The sequence below is a fragment of the Bradyrhizobium sp. Kon10 genome, assembly GCF_055807395.1.
Genome location: NZ_JBVVOZ010000002.1, coordinates 93,388 through 107,886 on the forward strand (window position 1 = coordinate 93,388; position 14,499 = coordinate 107,886).

13 protein-coding genes are annotated in these 14,499 nt (G+C 64.4%); 2 read left to right on the forward strand and 11 right to left on the reverse strand.

The features are described 5' to 3' along the window. Window positions 1-149 precede the first annotated feature (149 nt). The 4 genes from pnp to rbfA all read right to left on the reverse strand — a co-directional run bounded on the left by pnp (window position 150) and on the right by rbfA (window position 4,447). Window positions 150-2,306 (reverse strand): polyribonucleotide nucleotidyltransferase, encoded by a 2,157-nt coding sequence (gene pnp / locus AC0L2O_RS03515; RefSeq protein WP_473368729.1) that lies wholly within the window; start codon window positions 2,304-2,306, stop codon window positions 150-152. Window positions 2,307-2,679: 373 nt separating this feature from the next. After that, window positions 2,680-2,949 (reverse strand): 30S ribosomal protein S15, encoded by a 270-nt coding sequence (rpsO, locus tag AC0L2O_RS03520; protein ID WP_369720290.1) that lies wholly within the window; start codon window positions 2,947-2,949, stop codon window positions 2,680-2,682. Between the two features lie 2 nt (window positions 2,950-2,951). Further along, entirely contained in the window at window positions 2,952-4,073 is a 1,122-nt protein-coding gene (gene truB / locus AC0L2O_RS03525) for a tRNA pseudouridine(55) synthase TruB (protein ID WP_473368730.1), read from the reverse strand. Continuing rightward, the gene (gene rbfA / locus AC0L2O_RS03530) at window positions 4,070-4,447 is read right to left on the reverse strand and encodes a 30S ribosome-binding factor RbfA (protein WP_473368951.1); all 378 of its coding nucleotides are present in this window, start codon (window positions 4,445-4,447) and stop codon (window positions 4,070-4,072) included. Before rbfA ends, truB begins: the two co-directional genes overlap by 4 nt. Between rbfA and AC0L2O_RS03535 the strand changes: the two genes are divergently transcribed. Then, window positions 4,364-4,690, forward strand: a complete 327-nt coding sequence (locus AC0L2O_RS03535; RefSeq protein ID WP_369726802.1) for a hypothetical protein — start codon at window positions 4,364-4,366, stop codon at window positions 4,688-4,690. The two genes, rbfA and AC0L2O_RS03535, sit on opposite strands and share 84 nt — an antisense overlap. Here AC0L2O_RS03535 and infB read toward each other — a convergent pair. The 4 genes from infB to rimP form a co-directional block, all read right to left on the reverse strand. Next, window positions 4,657-7,362: a translation initiation factor IF-2 gene (gene infB / locus AC0L2O_RS03540; RefSeq protein ID WP_369720292.1), complete on the reverse strand. Its 2,706-nt coding sequence runs from the start codon at window positions 7,360-7,362 to the stop codon at window positions 4,657-4,659. The genes AC0L2O_RS03535 and infB overlap by 34 nt on opposite strands. A gap of 71 nt (window positions 7,363-7,433) precedes the next feature. Further along, window positions 7,434-8,117, reverse strand: coding sequence for an RNA-binding protein (locus tag AC0L2O_RS03545; protein WP_409191364.1), 684 nt, complete (start codon window positions 8,115-8,117; stop codon window positions 7,434-7,436). Between the two features lie 23 nt (window positions 8,118-8,140). Then, window positions 8,141-9,751: a transcription termination factor NusA gene (gene nusA, locus AC0L2O_RS03550; protein WP_409191365.1), complete on the reverse strand. Its 1,611-nt coding sequence runs from the start codon at window positions 9,749-9,751 to the stop codon at window positions 8,141-8,143. 2 nt (window positions 9,752-9,753) lie between these two features. Then, the gene (rimP, locus tag AC0L2O_RS03555) at window positions 9,754-10,509 is read right to left on the reverse strand and encodes a ribosome maturation factor RimP (RefSeq protein WP_473368731.1); all 756 of its coding nucleotides are present in this window, start codon (window positions 10,507-10,509) and stop codon (window positions 9,754-9,756) included. Window positions 10,510-10,879: 370 nt separating this feature from the next. Here rimP and AC0L2O_RS03560 point away from each other — a divergent pair, with 370 nt between their 5' ends. After that, window positions 10,880-11,962, forward strand: a complete 1,083-nt coding sequence (locus AC0L2O_RS03560) for a DUF2336 domain-containing protein (RefSeq protein ID WP_409191367.1) — start codon at window positions 10,880-10,882, stop codon at window positions 11,960-11,962. On the opposite strand, the gene AC0L2O_RS03565 is transcribed toward AC0L2O_RS03560, so the two are convergent. The 3 genes from AC0L2O_RS03565 to AC0L2O_RS03575 all read right to left on the reverse strand — a co-directional run bounded on the left by AC0L2O_RS03565 (window position 11,959) and on the right by AC0L2O_RS03575 (window position 14,321). Continuing rightward, a complete protein-coding gene (locus AC0L2O_RS03565; protein WP_473368732.1) occupies window positions 11,959-12,669 on the reverse strand; it encodes a tRNA (guanine(46)-N(7))-methyltransferase TrmB in 711 nt (236 codons plus the stop codon). The two genes, AC0L2O_RS03560 and AC0L2O_RS03565, sit on opposite strands and share 4 nt — an antisense overlap. After that, a complete protein-coding gene (locus tag AC0L2O_RS03570; RefSeq protein ID WP_473368733.1) occupies window positions 12,666-13,823 on the reverse strand; it encodes a M20 family metallopeptidase in 1,158 nt (385 codons plus the stop codon). Before AC0L2O_RS03570 ends, AC0L2O_RS03565 begins: the two co-directional genes overlap by 4 nt. 84 nt (window positions 13,824-13,907) lie before the next feature. After that, window positions 13,908-14,321 carry a helix-turn-helix domain-containing protein gene (locus AC0L2O_RS03575; protein ID WP_369720299.1) on the reverse strand — a complete coding sequence of 138 codons (414 nt, stop codon included), beginning with the start codon at window positions 14,319-14,321 and terminating at the stop codon, window positions 13,908-13,910. Window positions 14,322-14,499: the final 178 nt, after the last annotated feature.

Here is a 14,499-nt window from a genome sequence, read left to right on the forward strand (position 1 = left end):
GATCCCGACGCGGAGATACCCTCTCCCCGACCATCTCCCGCAAGCAAGCGGGCGAGGGAGCGCAGATCGGCCGGAGCAGGCACAAACCAACACAAACAAAAAGGGCGGCCGCGAGGCCGCCCTTCGTGTTTCCTGCAGAGAGGCGAGATTTACTCGCCGGCTGCTTCGCGCGGAGGCTGCTGGCCGTCGGCACCCTTGGCCTCGAGGTCCTCGCCGGTCTCCTGGTCGACGACCTTCATCGAGAGCCTGGTCTTGCCGCGGTCGTCGAAGCCGAGCAGCTTGACCTTGACCTTGTCGCCTTCCTTGACGACGTCGGAGGTCTTCTGCACGCGCGCCGAAGCGAGCTGGCTGATGTGAACGAGGCCGTCCTTGGAGCCGAAGAAGTTCACGAAGGCGCCGAACTCCATCACCTTGACGACGGTGCCGTCATAGATCTGGCCGACCTCCGGATCGGAGGCGATCGACTTGATCCACTTGATCGCGGCCTTCATCGCCTCGCCGTCGGAGGAGGCGACCTTCACGGTGCCGTCGTCCTCGATGTTGACCTTGGCGCCGGTCTTCTCGACGATCTCGCGGATCACCTTGCCGCCGGTGCCGATCACTTCACGGATCTTGTCGGTGGCGATCTTGAAGGTCTCGATGCGCGGCGCGTATTCGCCGAGCTCGGCGCGGGCATTGGTGAGCGCCTTCGACATTTCGCCGAGGATGTGGATGCGTCCATCCTTGGCCTGGCCGAGTGCGACCTTCATGATCTCCTCGGTGATGCCCTCGATCTTGATGTCCATCTGGAGCGAGGTGATGCCTTGCTCCGTACCGGCGACCTTGAAGTCCATGTCACCGAGATGGTCCTCGTCGCCGAGGATGTCCGAGAGAACCGCGAAGCGCTTGTCTTCGAGGATGAGGCCCATCGCGATACCCGCGGTCGGCCGCTTCAACGGCACGCCGGCATCCATCAGCGCGAGCGAGGCGCCGCACACTGATGCCATCGACGAGGAGCCGTTGGACTCGGTGATCTCCGAGACCACGCGGATCGTGTACGGGAACTCGTGATGCGGCGGCAGCACCGGGTGGATCGCGCGCCAGGCAAGCTTGCCGTGGCCGATCTCGCGGCGCTTGGTGCCGCCGAGGCGACCGGTCTCACCGACCGAGTAGGGAGGGAAGTTGTAGTGCAGCAGGAACGTCTCTTTGTACGTTCCCGACAGCGCGTCGATGTACTGCTCGTCCTCACCGGTGCCGAGCGTGGTCACGACCACCGCCTGGGTCTCGCCGCGGGTGAACAGCGCCGAGCCATGGGCGCGGGGCAGCACGCCGACTTCGGCGATGATGTTGCGCACGGTCTTGCTGTCACGGCCATCGATGCGCTTGCCGGTGTCGAGAATGTTCCAGCGAACGATCTTGGCCTCGAGCTCCTTGAACACACCGCTGATGCGCAGCTTGTCGTATTTCGGCTCCTGCCCTTCGGGGAAATAATGGGCAATCACCTTTTCCTTGACCTTGCCGACCGCGGCGTAGCGATCCTGCTTGACCGGAATGGCGTAGGCGGCGCGCAGTTCCTGCTCGACCAGGCCGAGCATTTCCTTCTCGAGCGCCGAATTGTCGATCGTGGTGACCTCGCGCGGCTCCTTGGCGGCCTTCTCGGCGAGCTCGATGATCGCGTTGATCACCGGCTGGAAGTGACGGTGACCGAACATCACCGCGCCGAGCATGATGTCTTCGTTCAGCTCCTTGGCTTCCGATTCCACCATCAGCACGGCGTCGGCGGTGCCGGCGACGACGAGGTCGAGCTGGGTGTCGACCATCTCGTCGAGCGTCGGGTTGAGGATGAACTCGTCGTTGGCGAAGCCGACGCGCGCTGCGCCGATCGGGCCCTTGAAGGGCGCGCCGGACAGGGTCAGTGCGGCGGACGAGGCCACCAGCGCGACGATATCCGGATCGTTTTCCATGTCGTGCGACAGCACGGTGACGATCACCTGCGTCTCGTTGCGCCAGCCGTCCACGAACAGCGGACGGATCGGACGGTCGATCAGGCGGGAGACCAGCGTCTCCTTCTCGGTCGGACGGCCCTCGCGCTTGAAATAGCCGCCGGGAATGCGCCCCGCAGCGTAGGTCTTTTCCTGGTAGTCGACGGTCAGCGGCAGGAAGTCGACGCCTTCACGCGGCGACTTCGCAGCGACGACGGTGGCGAGCACCACGGTCTCGCCATAGGTGGCGACGACGGCGCCGTCGGCCTGGCGTGCGATCTTGCCGGTTTCGAGCTTGAGAGGGCGTCCGCCCCAGTCGATCTCGACTGAATGCTTGTTGAACATAGAGGTCTTCTTTCATGGGTTCTCGAAAGAAGGGACGGCTCGAAAAACAAAAACCATGTCAAGATTGCAGGACGCTGATCTGAGCGGGCGATCAGCGTCCTGCGATCCTGCCATGGTTTTCGGATGTCGGATGGCGTCCATCCTTTCGGGTCATACGGGCGCCTTGCCCGTTGCGCCCAGCCGCCGGATTGCTGCTGGACTGTCAGTCGGCACGAATGCGAACACCGGATCGGCCTTCGCTCGTCATGCCCGGGTGCGATTCGTTATTAGCCCGCACCCGACCTGCACGCAGCCTCGATCAAAAACATTAAAACAAACGCTTTCGTTCGAAACCATGCGCGAAAACGCGCGCCGTTGGCGCGCGCAGGAACACTTAACGACGAATATTGTGCTTCTCGAGCAGCGCCTTGTAGCGCGCCTCGTCCCGCTTCTTCACATAGTCGAGGAGCGAGCGGCGGGTCGACACCAGCTTCAGGAGGCCGCGACGCGAATGGTTGTCCTTCACGTGGGTCTTGAAATGGCTCGTGAGGTTGTTGATGCGTTCCGAAAGGATCGCGACCTGCACCTCGGGCGAACCGGTGTCGCCGGGTTTGTTGGCATTCGTCTTGATGACTTCCGCTTTGCGTTCTGCGGCAATCGACATCGTCAATTTCTCTCGTTGCGACCGGAGCTGGCAGTCAGGCCGGTCAGGTTGAACACACGCTTGGGGATGATTTCGCCATTGCCAACTTCAGCAAGCGCCAGAAGACGCCCTGCCACCGTGACATAGACTGTGCCGCTACTAATGGGCGCATCCCGTCCGCGCAATAAAACGGCCTGGCCCCGATGGAGCCTTGCCGCATCAGCCCGAGTGACGGCCAGTGCCGGGATGTCGTCCAGCGCGGTCTCAACAGGCATAAGCGCGTCGGCGAGGCTGCCCTCGCCGGACGCGGCTCTATCGCACAAAGCCTCCAACTGATCCAGCGGAATCATGTCGTTCTCGCCGAATGGGCCGACCAGGGTCCGGCGCAGCGCGCAGATATGGCCGTAGGTCCCGAGAATCCGGCCCATATCGCGGGCCAGCGCGCGGACATAGGTGCCCTTGCCACACTCGGCCTCGAACGTTGAACGGTCACTATCCGGTTGATCTACAAGAGATAAATGGTGAATCTCGACCGGGCGGGGCGCCAGTTCCACGATCTCGCCGTCGCGGGCGAGGTCGTAGGCACGCTCGCCCTGGACCTTGATCGCGGAATAGCGCGGCGGGACTTGCTCGATCACCCCGGTAAAGCGAGGCAGCAGGGCCTCGATGGCCTCGCGCGTGGGGCGCTGGTCGGAGGTCGCGGTCACCCGGCCCTCGACGTCGTCGGTGTCGCGTTCCTCGCCCCAGCACACGGTGAAGCGGTAGCGCTTGCGGCCGTCCATGACGAAGGGAACCGTCTTGGTGGCTTCGCCGAGCGCGATCGGCAGGCCGCCGGAGGCGAGCGGATCGAGCGTGCCAGCGTGTCCCGCGCGCTTGGCCTGGAACAGGCGCTTGAGCACGGCCACGGCCTGTGTCGAGGTCATGCCGATCGGCTTGTCGAGCACCACCCAGCCGTGGACGTCGCGGCGGTCGCGGCGCGGCTGCTGGCCCTTGTGCTGCTTGTTGGCGCGCGGATCGTTGTTGACGCGGCGCGCCTCCTGCCGGGGCAGAATATCGCCGGCGACATCCGCAAAATTATTTTTCTGCACGTCGCGGGTCTCGGGCTCTTCGCTGCCGATTATGCCGTGAGCCGGGTCCATCATCACTGTTCTTCTTCCCGATCCGTGTCCGGATCCTGTTCCAGGTCCTTCTGCACCGCAGGTGTTCGCAAAAGCTTCTCGATCCGTTCCGCTTCGTCGAATCGTTCGTCGACGCGGAAGCGAAGGTCAGGCGCAAATTTCAGGTTAACGCGCCGCGCGACGTCGCCGCGCAGGAATTTCTTGTTGCGCTCGAGCGCAGCGAGAACCACCTCAGTGTCGCGGCCACCGAGCGGCATGACGTAGATTGTCGCGAGCTTCAGGTCGGGCGACATCCGCACCTCCGGCACGGTGATGATGTGGCCCTCAAGGTCCGCATCATGCACGCTGCCTTGCGCCAGAATCTCGGCTATCGCGTGGCGAACCTGCTCGCCGACACGCAGCTGACGCTGCGAGCCGCCGGGGCTGGAACTCTTCTTCTGATGATGGCGGGGCATATTTCGAAATCACCTCATCGTGCCCAAATTTGGGACACGAGCATTGTCATTTGTCCTGCTGAAACGAATGAGAGGTGGGTGGCCGGAAAAATCCGGCCACCGCACTCTCGCAATTTCAGTTCAAAAAGATCCGGGCGCTTCGGTAAGATTTGGACTTACAGGGAGCGCTGGATCGTCTCCACGCGGTAACACTCGATCACGTCACCTGCACGCATGTCGTGATAGTTCTCGAAGGCCATGCCGCATTCCTGGCCGGCCTGGACTTCCTTCACTTCGTCCTTGAAGCGCTTCAGTGTCGACAGCTTGCCTTCGTGCACCACGACGTTGTCGCGGATCAGGCGCACATTGGCGCCGCGTTCCACGGTGCCGTCGGTGACGCGGCAACCGGCCACCTTGCCGACCTTGGAGATGTTGAAGATCTCCAGGATCGAGGCGTTGCCGAGCATGGTTTCGCGCAAGGTCGGCGCGAGCAGACCGCTCATTGCCTTCTTCACGTCGTCCACGAGGTCGTAGATGATGTTGTAATAGCGGATCTCGATGCCGTTGCGCTTCGCGGCGGCAGCGGCTTCCTTGTTGGCACGAACGCTGAAGCCGATGATCGCGGCGTTGAAGCCTTCCGCGAGCGTCACGTCGGATTCCGAGATGCCGCCGACGCCGGCATGCAGGATGCGGGCTGCGACTTCGTCGGTACCGAGCTTCTCCAGCGAGCCGAGGATCGCTTCCAGCGAGCCCTGCACGTCGGCCTTGATGATCAGCGGGAATTCCTTGCGGCCCGCGGTCTTCAACTGCGACATCATCTGCTCGAGCGAGCCGCGCATGCCGGAGATCGAGGCAGCCGCGTTCTCGCGCTTCTGGTGCGCGCGGTAGCTGGTGACCTGGCGGGCGCGAGCCTCGTTCTCGACGACGGCGAGGCGATCGCCGGCCTCCGGCGGTCCGTTGAAGCCGAGCACCTCGACCGGCACCGACGGACCAGCTTCCTGAACCGTCTCACCCTGGTCGGAGATCAGCGCGCGGACACGGCCCATCTCGGCGCCGGCGACGATGATGTCGCCGACACGAAGCGTGCCGCGCTGCACCAGCACGGTCGCGACCGGACCACGGCCGCGATCGAGCTTGGCTTCGATCACGGTACCCTCGGCCGGGCGCTCCGAATTGGTCTTCAGGTCGAGGATGTCGGCCTGGAGCGCGATCATCTCGAGCAGCTTGTCGAGATTGGTCTTGTTCTTGGCGGACACTTCGACGTCGACGACTTCACCGCCGAACGACTCGACCTGTACCTCGTGCTGAAGCAGCTCGGTGCGCACGCGCTCGGGCTTCGCATCGGGCTTGTCGATCTTGTTGATGGCAACAATGATCGGCACGCGCGCCGCCTTGGCATGATTGATGGCTTCGATCGTCTGCGGCATCACGCCGTCATCGGCCGCAACCACCAGCACGACGATGTCGGTGACCTTGGCGCCGCGGGCGCGCATCGCGGTGAACGCGGCGTGGCCGGGCGTGTCGATGAAGGTGATCTTCTTGCCGCTTTCGGGCGATAACACCTGATAGGCGCCGATATGCTGCGTGATGCCGCCGGCTTCGCCGGAAACAACGTTGGCATGACGGAGCGCGTCGAGCAGCGAGGTCTTGCCGTGGTCGACGTGACCCATCACGGTCACGACCGGCGAGCGCGTCTCGGTATCGGTGGAATCGTCGGTGGCGTCGAACAGGCCCTCTTCGACGTCGGACGCCGCCACGCGCTTGACGGTGTGACCAAGCTCTTCGGCGATTAGCTGCGCGGTATCGGCGTCGATCACGTCGGTGATCTTGTGGATCGCGCCCTGCTTCATCAGCATGCGGATGATTTCCACCGCGCGCTCGGCCATGCGGTTGGCGAGCTCCTGGATCGTGATCGCTTCCGGAATGATCACCTCGCGGATCAGCTTTTCCTTCGGCTCGTTCGAGACGTGACCCTTCAGGCGCTGGGTCCGGCGGCGGAACGAGGCGATCGAGCGCTCGCGCACGTCGTCGGCATTGAGCGCCGTGACGAGCGTCAGGCGGCCGCGTTCCTTCTGCGGACCGGGCTTGTGGGTGGTCTTGGGGGCTGCCACGGGGCGCATGGCGCCGCCGGGACCGCGACGGATCTGGCGCGGACCATCATCCTCGTCCGGTCCGGCCGCAACGCCCGGGGCGCGAGCTGCCGGGCCACCGGGCCGCTGGGCGGTCGTGGCCGCAGGTCGCGCGGTCGTCGTTCCGGGGCGCCCTGTGGTCGTCGTCGCAGGTCGTGCCGTGGTCGGCGCGGACCGCGCCGCGCCGGCCGCCGGTGCGGACGTCGCACCGCGTGCCGCTGATTGCGACTGCTCGCCTTCGCCAAAGCGCTTCTTGGCCTCGGTCTCGGCCTTCCGCTTGGCTTCCTCTTCGTGGCGATGCCGCTCCTCCTCGGCCTTGCGGCGGGCTTCGGCGGCTTCGCGCTCGACACGCTCGGCGCTTTCGCGGATGGCGCGGCGCTGGGCTTCGTCTTCGGCTTGGCGACGCTCTTCGACTTCGCGCACCTTGGCATCGGCCAGCGCGCTGGCGCGGGCGGAACGCTCGTCCTCGGTCAGGGTGCGCAGCACGACGCCGGAGCCGGCATTGCGTGGCGGCGCCGAGCGCGCCGGAGCGGGCGCAGGTGCGGCGGGCGCCGGCTTTGCAGTAACCTCGGGTGCCTGCGGCTCAGGGCTGCCGTCGATGCGGCGCTTGCCCCGCTTCTCGACCACGACCTGCTTGCTGCGGCCGTGGCTGAAGCTCTGGCGCACGGTACCCGTTTCGACGCGCGGCTTGAGCGATAGCGTCTTGCTCGGAACGCTCAGCTTCTTGTCGCCAGGGGTCTTGGTATCAACCATTCAGCAGTCCTAATCCTGATTTTAGTTAACGTTATGCGTTGCCGCACCGTCCTATGGGTCGTCGTTGTCTCTCAGAAATCCTGGCCGTGCTTTTCGGCAGTCTTGTCATCGTCCGCCAGCCGGTATCGGACCAGCATCTGGCTACGTGACAGGAATGTCTTGCTCGCCGGGCCCGCGAGCAGGGCAGCATGTATCACATTTGACCGGGTAAGTGCCAAATCCAATTCTATCGATTTCAGTGCGGTAACGACGGGAATCGGCGGCTTGGCGCCGCGATTTTCGTCATTTTGCCGCGCCAGCATGTCCAATTTGCGGATTCCGTCCGCGGCCCCGTCGCTGGCATGGATCAGGACCTCGACCGTGCCTTCCCGCAGGGCGCTTTCGACCTTGCCAAAACCGGCAACGATCTGCCGCGCCTTGGCGGCAATCCCAAGAGCTTCGGTCGCGCTCCGAACCAGAAGCGCTTCGATGTCGGCGGGAAGCGTCGGAGGAATGCGCAGGTCGCGCTTGAAGGCTTTGGTAAATTGGTGACGACGGACGGCTTCCGCAACCACCTGGCGCGATGCCGTAACCCACATCCCGCGCCCGGGCAGCTTGCGCTTGAGATCGGGAACTATATGCCCATCCGGCGATACGACGAACCGGATCAGCTCGTCGATCGGCCGGACCTCGCGGCTGACCACGCACATCCGCATGGTCGCGGACCTTTCGGTCCGCGGTCCATGGTCGAGTTCGGGGTCAGTGCTGGAAAGCATCCGGGCGACATTCTCCTTGGCCCTTAAGCCGACTGGTCTTCGGTCGCCTCGGCCACTTCGGCCGGCTTGGCCAGGTCAGCTTCGGTGATCCAGCCCGCCTTGACGCGCGCCTGCATGATCATGGCTTCCGCATCGTCGCGGGAGACGCCGAGACCCTCGAGCGCGCCGGGATATTTGGTCTGCTCGCCGCCTTCCTTGCGCTCGGTCCAGCCGACCAGATCATCGGTGGCGCAGCCGGCGAGGTCGTCGACCGACTTGATGTCGTTTTCGCCGAATTTCACCAGCATCTTCGAGGTCACGCCGGGGACGTCCTTGACCGCGTCCTCGACGCCGAGTTCCTTGCGCCGGGCCTCGAGCTCGGCTTCCTGCTGATCGAGATATTCGCGGGCGCGGTTCTGGAGCTCCTGCGCGGTCTCCTCGTCGAAGCCCTCGATGTCGGCGAGTTCCTTGATGTCCACCATCGCGAGTTCCTCGACCGAGGTGAAGCCTTCGGAAGCGAGCAACTGACCGACCACCTCGTCGACATTGAGCGATTCCATGAAGACGCGGGTGGAGTTCTCGAAGTCGGCCTGGCGGCGCTCCGATTCCTCCTGCTCGGTCAGGATGTCGATGTCCCAGCCGGTGAGCTGGGAGGCGAGGCGCACGTTCTGGCCGCGGCGGCCGATCGCCAGCGAGAGCTGGTTGTTGGTGTCGGGCACCACGACCTCGATGCGCTCGCGGTCCTCGTCGATGACCACCTTGGACACTTCGGCCGGCGCCAGCGCGTTGACCACGAAGGTCGCGATGTCGGGCGACCACGGAATGATGTCGATCTTCTCGCCCTGCAATTCGTTCACCACCGCCTGCACGCGCGAGCCGCGCATGCCGACGCAGGCGCCGACCGGATCGACCGAGGAATCGCGGGAAATCACGCCGATTTTCGCGCGCGAACCCGGATCGCGGGCGACGGCCTTGATCTCGACGATGCCGTCGTAGATTTCCGGCACTTCCTGCGCGAACAGCTTCGCCATGAACTGCGGGTGGGTGCGGGAGAGGAAGATCTGGGGCCCGCGGGTTTCGCGGCGGACGTCGAAGATGTAGGCGCGGACGCGGTCGCCGTTGCGGAACACCTCGCGCGGCAGCATCTCGTCGCGGCGGATGATGGCTTCGCCACGGCCGAGATCGACGATCACGCTGCCATATTCGACGCGCTTGACAACGCCGTTGACGATGTCGCCGATGCGGTCCTTGAATTCCTGATATTGCCGGTCGCGCTCGGCCTCGCGCACCTTCTGGACGATGACCTGCTTGGCCGATTGCGCGGCGATGCGGCCGTATTCCAGCGGCGGCAGGGTGTCGGCGATGGTGTCGCCGACCTGGGCGCCCGGATTGGCGCGCTGCGCATCCACCAGCGAGATCTGGTTGGAGTGGTTTTCGACATTGTCGACGACGAGCATGTGGCGCGACAGCCGCAGCTCCCCTTTCTTCGGGTCGATCTCGGCGTGAACGTCAGTTTCGCTGCCATAACGGGCGCGCGCCGCCTTGGCGATGGCGTCCTCCATCGCGGCGATGACGATGCCGCGGTCGATCGATTTCTCGCGCGCAACGGCGTCGGCGATCTGGAGCAGTTCAAGTCGATTGGCGCTGACTGCCATGGCTAGTCTCCTTCGTCAGGCTCGATCTCGCCGCGCCGCGCACGTTCGGCGGCAAGGCGATGTTTCTTTGTATTGGTCGGTGCCGGCTTCTTTTGCGGCTTGGTGTTCTTGGTGGTTTTCTCGCTGATACTGGCATGCGGCGCCGCCGGCGGCTCCAGGCCGAGATTGCGGCGCATCTCGCGCGCCGCGGCCTTGCCGCGCCGCATCGATTGCGCGATCAGCTCGTCGGTCAACACCAGGCGCGCCTCGCCGATATCCTCCATCACCAGGAGAACCTCGGCGTCGTCGCTGCCCTTGACGTCCTCGCGCAGCAGCCGGACGCAGTCGCCTTCGACGCCCGCGATCTTGCCGCGGAACCGCTTCCGTCCCTCGTGCGCGACCGCCATGTCGATCTTGACGAGATGACCGGTATACCGTTCGAAATCCGAGCGCCGCACCAGCGGCCGGTCGATCCCGGGCGAGGAAATTTCCAGCCTGTAGGCGCGCTCGATCGGGTCGGCGACGTCGAGCACCGGCGACAGCGCCCGCGAGATCGTCTCGCAATCCTCGATCTGCATCGAGCCGTCCGGACGCTCGGCCATGATCTGCACGGTGCAGCCGGCCTCTCCGGAAATGCGGATCCGCACCAGCCGGTAGCCCATGCCTTCGAGCACCGGACCGGCGATCGCCGACACGCGCGCAGCCGCGCCCGGCTCGACCACAAGCCGCGGCTCGGCCAGCAACTCGGCATCGGTGGAACCAGTATTCGGTTCGGTCATATCCAGGGTCGGGGCGCTCGATGGTTAACGCTACGTTAAGACTTAGATTTGCAGAGCCTGCTTCGAAACTCTTGGTTCCGACATGTCGTCGGATCGCGCATCTTTCGCCAAGCCGCGTTCAGGTAACAAAAAAGAGCGGGTCCTTTCGGGCCCACTCTCACTACGCGGATCGTATGAGAAGATGAATTGACGCTGATATAGCGCCTTCCATCCTCCCGGACAAGGCCCAACGCAGCCGAGAGCGGGCTTTTTGCGCCCTCAGGTGTCTCCGGAGCAACGCTTCTTTCATCAACGGGGCCTAAATTTCCGGCTCGTGGGGCGGCTTGAGCCTATGGCGCGCCCACAGCGTGCCAGAATCGAGTTGCGTTTCATGACCGTTGCCACTTCGCTGATTCCCGGACTGGACGAGATCGTCAGACGCGGCGATCCGAAGCGCCGTGGCGAGATCGCGGGCGCCATCGCCGCGCTGTTCTTCCAGGATGCCGCAAAGCTTGGTCCCGAGCTCGTCGAGCTCTTCGACAATCTCCTGGTCGATCTGGTCCCTCATGCCGAGCTTGCTTCGCGTGCCGACCTCGCGGAGCGCTTCTCGTGGCTGGACAATGCACCGCCCCATCTGGTCGGCCAGCTCGCCCGCGAAAACGAAATCATGGTGGCGGCTCCCGTGCTGCGCCGCTCGCCCGTGCTCGATGACGCTGCGCTTGTCGAGATCGCCCGGCTGAAGGGCCAGGGTCATCTGCTGGCGATGACGGAGCGGCCGATATTGTCGGCCGACATCACCGACGTGCTGGTCGAGCGCGGCGATCGTGACGTGGTGCGCCGCGCCGCGGGCAATGCCGGCGCGACGTTCTCAGCCGGCGGCTATTCGGAATTGATCAAGCGCGCGAGCCAGGACGGCGTGCTGACGCTCAAGATCGGCCAGCGCGAGGATCTTTCGGGCGAGAGTCTCAAAGAGCTTCTCAACGGCACGCTCGATGTCATTCGCCGCCGCCTCTCCAGCATGGTCAAGCCCGACCGCCAAATCGAGATCAAGCGCGCGATGGCCGCGATCGAGGAAGCCACGCTGCCGCCCGGCCCGCGGCGGGACTTCTCGGCGGCGCAGCGCACGGTGCTCGGCCTGCATCGCGGCGGCCATCTCGGCGAGAGCGCGCTGCTGAGCTTCGCCAGGGCGCACAAATACGAGGAGTCGATCGCCTCGCTCTCGGCGATGTCCGGCGTCAGGCTCACGATCCTCGACCGCCTGATGGCGGGCGATCGCTACGATCCGATCTTGATCATCGGACGCTTGCTGAACCTGGGCTGGCCCACAGTGCGCGCGCTCATCCTGATGTGGTACGGCCCGAATCGCGCGCCGGCCGATGCCGATCTCGAACAGGCGCGCGTGAACTTCACGCGGCTGATGCCGACGACGGCGGAGCGCGTCGTGAGTTTCTGGCGCAACCGCCAGACGATCTAGAGCCTGCGAAATCGCAAGTAAGCCGCCTTGCGCCCCTCGCGCGCGGCCTTCCGGCCGTAGCGCGTCATGGTGTAGCCGGCCCAGGGCAGCCGGAAATCATCGGCGCGTTCGGCGAGCCACTGAAAATCCGGCGCGCGCCCGAGATGCGACAACGTCCAGGCGCAGTAATCGTCGATGTCGCAGACGAAGCGGAATTCGCCGCCGGGTTTCAGCACGCGCGCCATCGCGGCAATCGTCCTGTCCTGAACGAAGCGTCGCTTCCAGTGCCGCCGCTTCGGCCAGGGATCGGGATGGATCAGGTCGATCCGCGCCAGCGAGGCCTTCGGCAGCCAGGCGAGCAGCTCGGCGGCATCGCCGGCGAACAGGCGGATATTGGCGATGTTGCCGGCCTCGATCTGCGCGAGGATTTTTGCCATGCCGTTGACATAGGGCTCGCAGCCGATGAAGCTGGTTGCGGGAAAGCACTTCGCCTCCGCGGCCAGATGCTCGCCGCCGCCGAAGCCGATCTCGAGCCGCACGTCCTCGGCAGCGGGATCGAAGATCTCGCAGGCATTCGCCGGCGCCGCCGATGCGATATCGAGCGCGAGATGCGGCAACAGATGATCGACCAACTCGGCCTGGTGCTGCCTGAGCTTGTGGCCCTTGCGGCGTCCGAAGAAGGTGCGCTCGCTATCCTCGCGCTCCGGATCTGATTTGCGCTCGCTCATCGCAGCGTCTGATACAGCCGGTACAGCAGTCGGGCGCGCGGCACGATCGAGGAGACGTAGATCTGCTCGTAATGGGTATGGGCGCCCTTGCCGTCGACGCCGAGGCCGTCGAGCGTGCCGGTGTACGGGGCGGTGAAGTTGCCGTCGGAGCCGCCGCCGGTGTGCGTGTCGATCAGCTCGAAGCCGATCTCCGCGGCGATGGTCTTGGCGTGCTCGTAGAGCGAGGCGCCCGCATTGCCCTTCTCGTAGGGAGGACGATTGAGTTCGCCCGCGACCTTGACGGTGACGCCTTCGGTCTTCGATGTCAGTCCGAGGATCTTGCCGACGAACTCCTCTGCGTCAGCGAAGCTCGGCACGCGCAGATCGACCTCGGCATAGGCCTCTTCGGGCGTCACGTTGGGGCGTGAGCCGCCGCGCACCACGCCGACATTGACGGTGACGCCGCGTTTCAGGTCGTTCATGCCCTCCAGCGTCTGGATGACGTTGGCGAGTTCGCGGATAGCGCTGCGGCCGTCCTCGGGCCGTGTCCCGGCATGGGCGGGCACGCCCTTGATGAACACCTCGAATCGTCCGACGCCCTTGCGGCCGGTGACGATCTTGCCGCCGTCGCGCGCGGGCTCCGTCACCAGGACGTATTTGGCCTTGCGTCCTTCCTTCTCAATGAGCGCACGAGAAGTCGGGCTGCCGATCTCTTCGTCGGAGGTGAACATGTGGGTGATGCCGAGCGGCGAACGATCCGCCGTGGCGCAGAGCTCCCGAAAGGCGTGATAGGCAATGTAGGCGCCGCCCTTCATGTCGTAAATGCCCGGACCGAACGCGCTATCGCCCTCGACCTTGAACGGCAGGCGCGCGATGAATCCCATGGGGTGAACAGTATCGAGATGACTGAGCACCAGGATGCCAGGCCGGTCCTGGCCCCAGCTCGAACGCACCACGAGATGATCGCCGCAGCCGTCGACACCGGCAACGCGTTCGAGCGTGACGGGCAGATCGCGATATTGCCCGGCAACCATCGAGGTCAGCTTGTTGACTTGTTCAGGCACTTCCGTCGGCGTCTCGATCTCCACCCAGCGGCGGATACCCTCGAGAATGGTTTGGGAATCGAACGAACTGGTGCTCGCCATGGAATTATCTGTGCCTTTAAACCGGATCATCGGAGCGGAACGCGCTGAAAGCGCGCCCGCAAGGGACGACATAGGCCAGATTTGGCGCAGTCTCAAATCGGAATGAGTGGCGGGTCAGCGCTTGTCAGGGCCTTCGCGGGCGGCGATCTGTTCGACGAGATCGACGATCGAGCGGCGCAGCTTTGAATCGATGATTCGGGTGAACGCCCGGGTCAGCGCCAGCCCTTCGGAGGTCGCGAGGAAGTCGGAGACATAGGACGGCGAGGCGCCTTCTGCGAAGCCGTTGGGGCCGGCCATGCCACTCGGCCCGCCTTCGAACAGGAACGATACCGGCACCTGGAGGATTTCAGCGATTTGCTGAATCCGGCTCGCGCCGACCCGGTTGGTGCCCTTCTCGTATTTCTGAACCTGCTGGAATGTCAGGCCCAAAGCTTCGCCGAGCTTCTCCTGGCTCATGCCCAACATGATGCGGCGCATGCGCACGCGACTGCCGACATATTTGTCAACAGGGTTGGGCGCTTTCGACATTTCCTCAGCCCTCCAAAGACCACCCGTCGGCGCAATAGAAAGTATTGCCTCAGGTGACAGCGACGCCCAAAGTTCACCCTGATTGGGGAAACATTGCGGAGAAATTTAGCAATGCACCGCTGTCTTATGCAGCGGGTGCAGAATGGAGAGCCCGTGTGCAGTCTGTCAACCGTGGGAC

Bases quoted from the DNA above. Each gene is read 5' to 3' on its own strand.
- AC0L2O_RS03575 (WP_369720299.1), bottom strand. From the start codon at position 14,321: ATGTCGAAAGCGCCCAACCCTGTTGACAAATATGTCGGCAGTCGCGTG.
- AC0L2O_RS03565 (WP_473368732.1), bottom strand. From the start codon at position 12,669: ATGAGCGAGCGCAAATCAGATCCGGAGCGCGAGGATAGCGAGCGCACC.
- rpsO (WP_369720290.1), bottom strand. From the start codon at position 2,949: ATGTCGATTGCCGCAGAACGCAAAGCGGAAGTCATCAAGACGAATGCC.
- infB (WP_369720292.1), bottom strand. From the start codon at position 7,362: ATGGTTGATACCAAGACCCCTGGCGACAAGAAGCTGAGCGTTCCGAGC.
- AC0L2O_RS03560 (WP_409191367.1), top strand. From the start codon at position 10,880: ATGACCGTTGCCACTTCGCTGATTCCCGGACTGGACGAGATCGTCAGA.
- rimP (WP_473368731.1), bottom strand. From the start codon at position 10,509: ATGACCGAACCGAATACTGGTTCCACCGATGCCGAGTTGCTGGCCGAG.
- AC0L2O_RS03570 (WP_473368733.1), bottom strand. From the start codon at position 13,823: ATGATCCGGTTTAAAGGCACAGATAATTCCATGGCGAGCACCAGTTCG.
- AC0L2O_RS03545 (WP_409191364.1), bottom strand. From the start codon at position 8,117: ATGCTTTCCAGCACTGACCCCGAACTCGACCATGGACCGCGGACCGAA.
- pnp (WP_473368729.1), bottom strand. From the start codon at position 2,306: ATGTTCAACAAGCATTCAGTCGAGATCGACTGGGGCGGACGCCCTCTC.
- nusA (WP_409191365.1), bottom strand. From the start codon at position 9,751: ATGGCAGTCAGCGCCAATCGACTTGAACTGCTCCAGATCGCCGACGCC.